Below are 8,619 nucleotides of genomic sequence, written 5' to 3' on the forward strand. Positions count from 1 at the left end.
GGGCAGCCTGGCCATAGTCCTGGTTCCATTTAAGAACCATAACGTAGGACACGATTGCCAGGGCGACGATCAGGATCGTGCGTTTGATATCCATGATTACTCGGCCATCGAAGAAGAACGGGAGGTAGGGATAGGTGGAACCGGGTCATAACCACCGGGATTCCACGGATGACAGCGACCTAAACGACGAAAGGTCAGCCAGCCACCGCGCAGAAGGCCATGATTTTCTATGGCTTCTAACGCGTAGCAGGAACAACTGGGGTAGAAACGACAGTGATTGGCCATCAGGGGACTAATGGCATAGCGATAAAACTGGATCGGAACGAGTGCCAGTTTACGCATCGGGACTGTCTACCCCTACAGTTTCGGCTTTGACTGCTGGTACCGGCTTGCTGCGTGCCAGACGTTTCCAGAGTTTGCCGAAATGCTGAATCAATTCGGGGTTTTCTACGTCACCCAAACCTTTGCGCGCGACGATAACAATGTCCCAACCGACCAGTGAATCCTGGTTCAGGCGAAACGATTCGCGCATCAGACGTTTGAGGCGATTGCGCTCGACGGAGAGCTTTACGCTCTTTTTCCCGATAACCAGCCCGAGACGGGGGTGATCAAGATCGTTATTGCGCGCAAGGAGCAGGAGATTTTTCCCCGGAACCTTGCCGGTAGGGGAGTCAAAGACTGCCTTGAAATGCCGGGGAGTAAGCAGACGCTTATCCCGACTGAAGTCCTGACTCACCTCCAGTGCCGGATTATCAAACTGCCAGACGCGCACGACCTTTGGCGCGACGACGCGACAGGACGGCACGACCGTTCTTGGTAGCCATGCGAGCACGGAAACCGTGGGTACGAGCGCGTTTGATAGTGCTTGGTTGGAAAGTACGTTTCATTGTCGTGTTACCTGGTTCGTCCACAACGGGCCGGAATGGCCCCCGTTTTAAGAGACCGGGGATTCTAGAGAAAGCAAGCCTCTAGGTCAATTTCCAACCRACGTTTCCTTATAAATAGATCTCCAGAGGATTTGCTCGTCCGCAGGTCGTTCGCTAGATATAGAAATAAAGAAGGGAATTATTTAAAGCTTTTCTGTAAAGCTTGTAAAAGCTAGGCACGCGATCATCTGTGGATAACTGCCTTAAGCCCTTAAAAACCGTGATGTACAGAGAATGACAACTACAGTGGAAAACGGTGATCAGCCTGTGCTGCGCTATCGGATAAGCTGTGTGTGGAAAGGTCAGTTATCCACAGGCAGGTTATCCACCGAGTTTCGCCCCCACTTGTCCAGTGCCCTCATGGGCGGTTATCCACAGAGCTTATGCACATACCGTTGGTCTTCTTTTTGAGAGTTAACGCGTTGATAATTCATGCCCTGTGCGCAACCTGCATGTGGATAAGTGGGCGTCTGGCCGCTACAATGACCGCTTGTTTTTGCCTCACCGGCTTTCAACTTAGGGGATATCCGTGTCAGTGGAACTTTGGCAGCAGTGCGTGGAGCTTTTGCGCGATGAGCTGCCTGCCCAACAATTCAACACTTGGATCCGCCCGCTACAGGTCGAAGCCGAAGGCGACGAGTTGCGTGTCTACGCACCGAATCGTTTTGTTCTCGACTGGGTCAACGAAAAGTACCTGGGCCGCGTCCTTGAACTGCTGGATGAGCACGGCAATGGCATGGCGCCGGCGCTTTCCTTATTAATAGGCAGCAAACGCAGTTCGGCACCGCGTGCGGCACCCAATGCCCCGTTGGCCGCTGCGGCGTCCCAGGCTCAGGCGGCGGCCGCACCGGTCAGCGCTCCAGCCCCTGCTCCGGCGGCGGCACCGACCAAGCGTTCGACGCAAAAAGTTGCCGAGGTCAGTGAAGAGCCGTCCCGCGACAGCTTCGACCCTATGGCCGGCGCCAGTTCGCAACAGGCCCCGGTTCGTTCCGAGCAGCGCACGGTGCAGGTCGAAGGTGCGCTCAAGCACACCAGCTACCTGAACCGCACTTTCACCTTCGAGAACTTCGTCGAAGGTAAGTCCAACCAACTGGCACGGGCTGCGGCCTGGCAGGTGGCGGACAACCCCAAGCACGGTTACAACCCGCTCTTCCTTTATGGTGGCGTCGGTTTGGGTAAAACCCACTTGATGCACGCTGTGGGTAACCACCTATTAAAGAAGAACCCGAATGCCAAGGTCGTGTACCTGCATTCGGAGCGTTTCGTGGCCGACATGGTCAAGGCGCTGCAGTTGAACGCGATCAACGAGTTCAAGCGCTTCTACCGTTCGGTGGATGCGTTGCTGATCGATGACATTCAGTTCTTCGCTCGCAAGGAACGTTCGCAGGAAGAGTTTTTCCACACCTTCAACGCCCTGCTCGAAGGTGGCCAGCAGGTCATTCTCACCAGTGACCGCTATCCGAAAGAAATTGAAGGCCTTGAAGAACGCCTTAAATCCCGCTTTGGCTGGGGCCTGACGGTTGCCGTCGAGCCGCCGGAGCTGGAAACCCGTGTAGCGATCCTGATGAAAAAGGCCGACCAGGCCAAAGTCGATCTGCCACACGACGCGGCATTCTTCATCGCCCAGCGTATTCGCTCCAACGTCCGTGAGCTGGAAGGCGCGCTCAAACGCGTGATCGCCCACTCGCACTTTATGGGTCGCGACATCACCATCGAGTTGATTCGCGAATCCCTGAAAGACTTGTTGGCGTTGCAAGATAAACTGGTCTCTGTGGATAACATTCAGCGCACCGTCGCTGAGTATTACAAGATCAAGATCTCCGACCTGCTGTCCAAGCGTCGTTCACGCTCGGTAGCACGTCCGCGTCAGGTCGCTATGGCGTTGTCCAAGGAATTGACCAACCACAGCCTGCCGGAAATCGGCGATGTGTTTGGCGGCCGCGACCACACGACTGTTTTGCACGCCTGCCGCAAGATCAACGAGCTTAAGGAATCCGACGCGGACATCCGCGAGGACTACAAGAACCTGCTGCGTACACTGACCACTTGATGAACACCAGCGCAGCTTATTAAGGCAAGGGACTAGACCATGCATTTCACCATTCAACGCGAAGCCCTGTTGAAACCCCTGCAACTGGTCGCAGGCGTCGTCGAGCGCCGACAGACCTTGCCGGTGCTTTCCAACGTGCTGCTGGTTGTCGAAGGCCAGCAACTGTCGCTGACCGGTACCGACCTGGAAGTCGAGCTGGTCGGTCGTGTGCAACTCGAAGAGCCTGCAGACCCGGGTTCCATCACTGTGCCTGCGCGCAAGCTGATGGACATCTGCAAGAGCCTGCCAAACGACGCGCTGATCGACATCAAGGTCGATGAGCAGAAGCTCGTGGTGAAGGCCGGCCGTAGCCGCTTCACCCTGTCGACCCTGCCGGCCAACGACTTCCCGACGGTGGAAGAAGGCCCGGGTTCGCTGACCTGCAGCCTTGAGCAAAGCAAACTGCGTCGCCTGATCGAACGCACCAGCTTCGCCATGGCGCAGCAGGACGTGCGTTATTACCTCAACGGCATGCTGCTGGAAGTCTCGGCCGGGATCATCCGCGCTGTGGCGACCGACGGTCACCGTCTGGCCATGTGCTCGATGCAGGCCGATATCGGTCAGCCGGATCGTCATCAGGTCATCGTGCCACGCAAAGGTATCCTGGAACTGGCACGTCTGCTGACCGAACCGGACGGCAACGTCAGCATCGTGCTGGGCCAGCACCACATCCGTGCTACCACCGGCGAGTTCACCTTCACCTCGAAACTGGTCGACGGTAAATTCCCTGACTACGAGCGTGTTCTGCCTAAAGGTGGCGACAAGCTGGTACTCGGCGATCGCCAGGCCCTGCGTGAAGCGTTCAGCCGTACCGCGATTCTGTCCAACGAGAAGTACCGCGGCATCCGTCTGCAGCTGGCCAACGGTCAGCTGAAGATCCAGGCGAACAACCCGGAGCAAGAGGAAGCGGAAGAAGAAGTGGGCGTTGAGTACAACGGCGGCTCTCTGGAAATCGGCTTCAACGTGAGCTATCTGCTCGACGTATTGGGCGTGATGACCACCGAGCAGGTTCGCCTGATCCTGTCCGACTCCAACAGCAGTGCGCTGGTGCAAGAGTCCGACAACGACGACTCGGCTTACGTTGTCATGCCGATGCGTCTGTAATCATGCTCAGCAGAAGCTAGATGTCCTTAAGTCGCGTCTCGGTCACCGCGGTGCGCAATCTGCACCCGGTGACCTTTTGGCCAGGTCGAATTGGCCGAGGGTGGGCACAGCGCATTGGGGATATCTCGCGATCGTCAGGGAGAGTTCCAGATCCGTATCGACGGGCAGAACGCCCGTAGTGCGGCACAACTGGCGGAGATCCTGCCGCTGCAGTTGATCAACCCGGACAGCTTCCGCCTGCTGGAAGGCGCGCCGAAGATTCGCCGGCAGTTTCTCGACTGGGGTGTGTTCCACGTGGAACCGCGATTCATGTCTACGTGGCAGCGCTTGCAGAAGGCCTTGCGCCAGAGAAACTCTTGGCTGCGGCATGGTACACTTGACGCCGTTTCGCAAGCGGTTTGGGACAGGGAACTGTGCCAGGCCAGCGATGAAATAGATGAATACCGCCGCGCTTACATCAAAGCCTTGAAACCAGTCTTTGAACAGACCTTGAGCGAACTGGTTGAGCTTGAGGGCTTGACGCTCAGCTATTACCGAGGCTGGGACAAAGACCGTGAGTTGAGTGCAGTGCTCGCTGGATCCCTTCAGCGGGATCAGCAAATGGGTCATACCCAGGCCGGACCACAACGGGCTGATTTGCGTCTCCGATTAGGCGCACATAACGCCGCGGACATTTTGTCCCGTGGTCAGCAGAAGTTGGTGGTCTGTGCATTGCGGATTGCCCAAGGGCACTTGGTCAGCCAGGCCCGACGCGGCCAGTGTATTTATCTGGTGGATGACTTGCCGTCCGAACTGGACGAGCACCACCGTCGCGCGCTTTGCCGCTTGCTGGAAGACTTACGCTGCCAGGTTTTTATCACCTGTGTAGATCACGAATTATTGAGGGAAGGCTGGCAGACGGAAACGCCAGTCGCTTTGTTCCACGTGGAACAGGGCCGTATCACCCAGACCCACGACCATCGGGAGTGAAGGCATTGAGCGAAGAAAATACGTACGACTCAACGAGCATTAAAGTGCTGAAAGGCCTGGATGCCGTACGCAAACGTCCCGGTATGTACATTGGTGACACCGACGATGGCAGCGGTCTGCACCACATGGTGTTCGAGGTGGTCGATAACTCGATCGACGAAGCTTTGGCCGGCCACTGCGACGACATCAGCATCATCATCCACCCGGATGAATCCATCACTGTTCGCGACAACGGTCGTGGCATCCCGGTAGACGTGCATAAAGAAGAAGGCGTTTCGGCGGCCGAGGTCATCATGACCGTGCTGCACGCCGGCGGTAAGTTCGACGACAACTCCTACAAGGTTTCCGGTGGTCTGCACGGTGTAGGTGTATCGGTGGTTAACGCCCTGTCCGAAGAACTGGTCCTGACCGTTCGCCGCAGCGGCAAGATCTGGGAACAGACCTACGTCCACGGTGTTCCGCAAGAACCGATGAAAATCGTTGGCGACAGCGAATCCACCGGTACCCAGATTCACTTCAAGCCTTCGGCTGACACCTTCAAGAACATCCACTTCAGCTGGGACATCCTGGCCAAGCGGATTCGCGAACTGTCCTTCCTCAACTCCGGTGTCGGCATCGTCCTCAAGGACGAGCGCAGCGGCAAGGAAGAGTTGTTCAAGTACGAAGGTGGTCTGCGTGCATTCGTTGAATACCTGAACACCAACAAGACTGCGGTCAACCAGGTGTTCCACTTCAACATCCAGCGTGAAGACGGCATCGGTGTGGAAATCGCCCTGCAGTGGAACGACAGCTTCAACGAGAACCTGTTGTGCTTCACCAACAACATTCCACAGCGCGATGGCGGTACTCACCTGGTGGGTTTCCGTTCGGCACTGACGCGTAACCTGAACACCTACATCGAAGCTGAAGGCCTGGCGAAGAAGCACAAAGTCGCCACCACCGGTGACGATGCCCGCGAAGGCCTGACGGCGATCATTTCGGTGAAAGTGCCGGATCCGAAGTTCAGCTCCCAGACCAAAGACAAGCTGGTGTCTTCCGAAGTGAAGACCGCGGTCGAACAGGAAATGGGCAAGTACTTCTCCGACTTCCTGCTGGAAAACCCGAACGAAGCCAAGCTGGTCGTCGGCAAGATGATCGACGCGGCGCGTGCGCGTGAAGCGGCGCGTAAAGCCCGTGAGATGACCCGTCGTAAAGGCGCGCTGGACATCGCCGGCCTGCCGGGCAAACTGGCGGACTGCCAGGAAAAAGACCCTGCCCTTTCCGAACTGTACCTCGTGGAAGGTGACTCTGCTGGCGGCTCCGCCAAGCAGGGACGTAACCGCAAGACCCAGGCCATCCTGCCATTGAAGGGCAAGATCCTGAACGTCGAGAAGGCGCGCTTCGACAAGATGATCTCTTCGCAAGAAGTGGGCACCTTGATCACCGCGCTAGGCTGCGGCATCGGTCGCGACGAGTACAACATCGACAAGCTGCGTTATCACAACATCATCATCATGACCGAYGCYGACGTCGACGGYKCSCACATCCGTACCCTGCTGCTGACCTTCTTCTWCCGKCAGMTGCCGSAGCTGATCGAGCGYGGCTACATCTACATCGCTCAGCCGCCGCTGTACAAAGTGAAGAAAGGCAAGCAAGAGCAATACATCAAAGACGACGACGCCATGGAAGAGTACATGACGCAGTCGGCCCTGGAAGATGCGAGCCTGCACCTGAACGAAGAAGCCCCGGGTATCTCCGGTGAAGCTCTCGAGCGTCTGGTGAATGACTTCCGTCTGGTGATGAAGACCCTCAAGCGCCTGTCGCGCCTGTACCCGCAGGAACTGACCGAGCACTTCATCTACCTGCCAGCCGTGAGCATGGAGCAACTGTCCGACCACGCAGCGATGCAGGATTGGCTGGCTCAGTACGAAGTTCGCCTGCGCACCGTCGAGAAGTCCGGCCTGGTCTACAAGGCCAGCCTGCGCGAAGACCGTGAACGTAATGTCTGGCTGCCAGAGGTCGAACTGATCTCCCACGGCCTGTCGAACTACGTCACCTTCAACCGCGACTTCTTCGGCAGCAACGATTACAAGACCGTCGTTTCCCTGGGCGCTCAACTGAGCACCCTGTTGGACGATGGCGCTTATATCCAGCGTGGCGAACGCAAGAAAGCCGTCACCGAATTCAAGGAAGCCCTTGAATGGTTGATGGCCGAAAGCACCAAGCGTCATACCATCCAGCGATACAAAGGTCTGGGTGAGATGAACCCTGATCAGCTGTGGGAAACCACCATGGATCCGGGCTCGCGCCGCATGCTCAAAGTGACCATCGAAGACGCCATCGGCGCCGACCAGATCTTCAACACCCTGATGGGTGATGCGGTCGAACCTCGCCGTGACTTCATCGAAAGCAACGCCTTGGCGGTGTCCAACCTGGACTTCTGATCCGGCAGGACCGCTAAAACAAAAAAGGCCAACGCTATGCGTTGGCCTTTTTTATTGATCGAAGGAATGTAACAGCTGTTCACTCGCTGGCAGTCGCTACGCTCTCAAGCCGATACCCATACCCGTAAATCGTCAGCAGTTGCCAACCGCGATCAGCCGTCAGACCCAGCTTGTTGCGCAGGCGATAAATATGAGTATCCAGAGGCCGGGAGGACACGATTTCTTCATGGGTCCAAAAGCGTTCATACAAGTATTCACGGGACAAAGGTCGGCCCAGATTGGCGAACAGGCAGCGGGCGAGACGGTATTCCCGTTCGGTCAGGCTGATGGGGGTGCAGGCACGGGTAACAGTGAGTTCGGCGTCGTCGAATTCGAGGTCATTGAATGTGAGTATTTCGGTGGCTGCCGCGCGTTGCAGTCCATGCCGACGAAGCACGGCGCTCACCCGAGCCATCAGCTCGTTGGGACGAAACGGTTTGCTCACGTAATCGTCGGCTCCGGCGTTCAAGGCCTGGACGATATCGCTTTCGGTATCGCGACTGGTGAGCATGATCGCGGCCGGTGGTGAGTCCATGTGTTCCCGGGTCCAGCGCAACAACGACAGACCGCTGATGTCGGGCAATTGCCAGTCGAGGATCAGCAGATCGAAAGTTTCCCGGCGAAGTTGCCGTAACAGGTCCTCTCCCCGCTCGAAACTGTGCAACGTCCACGTCTGCTCCCCCGTGACGGGGATCTGTCGCAGTGTCTGTTCCACCCGGCGGAGTTCGGCGGGTTCGTCATCCAGTATTGCGACACGCATGCCGAGTGCTTCCTTCATCTCGTAAGTGCAACGGTTAAGAAAATTCCTGCGGGAGTTTAGGCTGATTGGTTGAATCTGAACAATTGTGGCGAATTGCTGTGAACTTCCCAAGTGTGGATACGCTGATATCACTTAGCCTGTAGGCGATGAATTATCGGCAGAATGCTCCAGAGGGACTGTGGGAAAAAATGCGTCTAAAGATTATCTTTAACGGGTTTACAAGATTAACAGCGTTGATGTTGGCCGCGGGTCTCGGATTGGGATGCACCACGGTCCAGTCAATATCTGTCATCGAGCAGAATGTTGCAC

8 protein-coding genes and 1 pseudogene are annotated in these 8,619 nt (G+C 56.7%); 4 read left to right on the forward strand and 5 right to left on the reverse strand.

The features are described 5' to 3' along the window. The 4 genes from AC1DLB_RS22220 to rpmH all read right to left on the reverse strand — a co-directional run. Positions 1-94, reverse strand: a 94-nt coding sequence (locus tag AC1DLB_RS22220) for a hypothetical protein (protein WP_477785654.1), incomplete at its 3' end; no start/stop codon positions are given. 2 nt (positions 95-96) lie between these two features. Continuing rightward, entirely contained in the window at positions 97-342 is a 246-nt protein-coding gene (yidD, locus tag AC1DLB_RS22225) for a membrane protein insertion efficiency factor YidD (protein WP_003213574.1), read from the reverse strand. Beyond that, a complete protein-coding gene (gene rnpA, locus AC1DLB_RS22230; protein WP_026286513.1) occupies positions 335-736 on the reverse strand; it encodes a ribonuclease P protein component in 402 nt (133 codons plus the stop codon). The genes yidD and rnpA overlap by 8 nt, the downstream gene beginning before the upstream one ends. A gap of 16 nt (positions 737-752) precedes the next feature. Continuing rightward, complete coding sequence (gene rpmH / locus AC1DLB_RS22235) at positions 753-887, reverse strand: 50S ribosomal protein L34 (RefSeq protein WP_003213577.1); 135 nt, start codon at positions 885-887, stop codon at positions 753-755. Between the two features lie 568 nt (positions 888-1,455). On the opposite strand from rpmH, the gene dnaA reads away from it, so the two are divergent. The 4 genes and pseudogenes from dnaA (at position 1,456) to gyrB (ending at position 7,511) form a co-directional block, all read left to right on the forward strand. After that, positions 1,456-2,976 carry a chromosomal replication initiator protein DnaA gene (gene dnaA, locus AC1DLB_RS22240; RefSeq protein WP_007934322.1) on the forward strand — a complete coding sequence of 507 codons (1,521 nt, stop codon included), beginning with the start codon at positions 1,456-1,458 and terminating at the stop codon, positions 2,974-2,976. A 39-nt stretch (positions 2,977-3,015) separates the two neighbouring features. Then, positions 3,016-4,119 carry a DNA polymerase III subunit beta gene (gene dnaN / locus AC1DLB_RS22245; protein ID WP_007903001.1) on the forward strand — a complete coding sequence of 368 codons (1,104 nt, stop codon included), beginning with the start codon at positions 3,016-3,018 and terminating at the stop codon, positions 4,117-4,119. A 75-nt stretch (positions 4,120-4,194) separates the two neighbouring features. Further along, positions 4,195-5,088, forward strand: a pseudogene (gene recF / locus AC1DLB_RS22250) (DNA replication/repair protein RecF); the annotation flags it as partial. A gap of 5 nt (positions 5,089-5,093) precedes the next feature. Next, a complete protein-coding gene (gene gyrB, locus AC1DLB_RS22255) occupies positions 5,094-7,511 on the forward strand; it encodes a DNA topoisomerase (ATP-hydrolyzing) subunit B (RefSeq protein ID WP_477785653.1) in 2,418 nt (805 codons plus the stop codon). Between the two features lie 79 nt (positions 7,512-7,590). Here the strand turns inward: gyrB and AC1DLB_RS22260 are convergent, their stop codons facing one another. Further along, positions 7,591-8,310 (reverse strand): response regulator transcription factor, encoded by a 720-nt coding sequence (locus AC1DLB_RS22260; protein WP_436275131.1) that lies wholly within the window; start codon positions 8,308-8,310, stop codon positions 7,591-7,593. Between the last annotated feature and the right edge of the window lie 309 nt (positions 8,311-8,619).

This window comes from Pseudomonas sp. 05N434 (assembly GCF_056396965.1).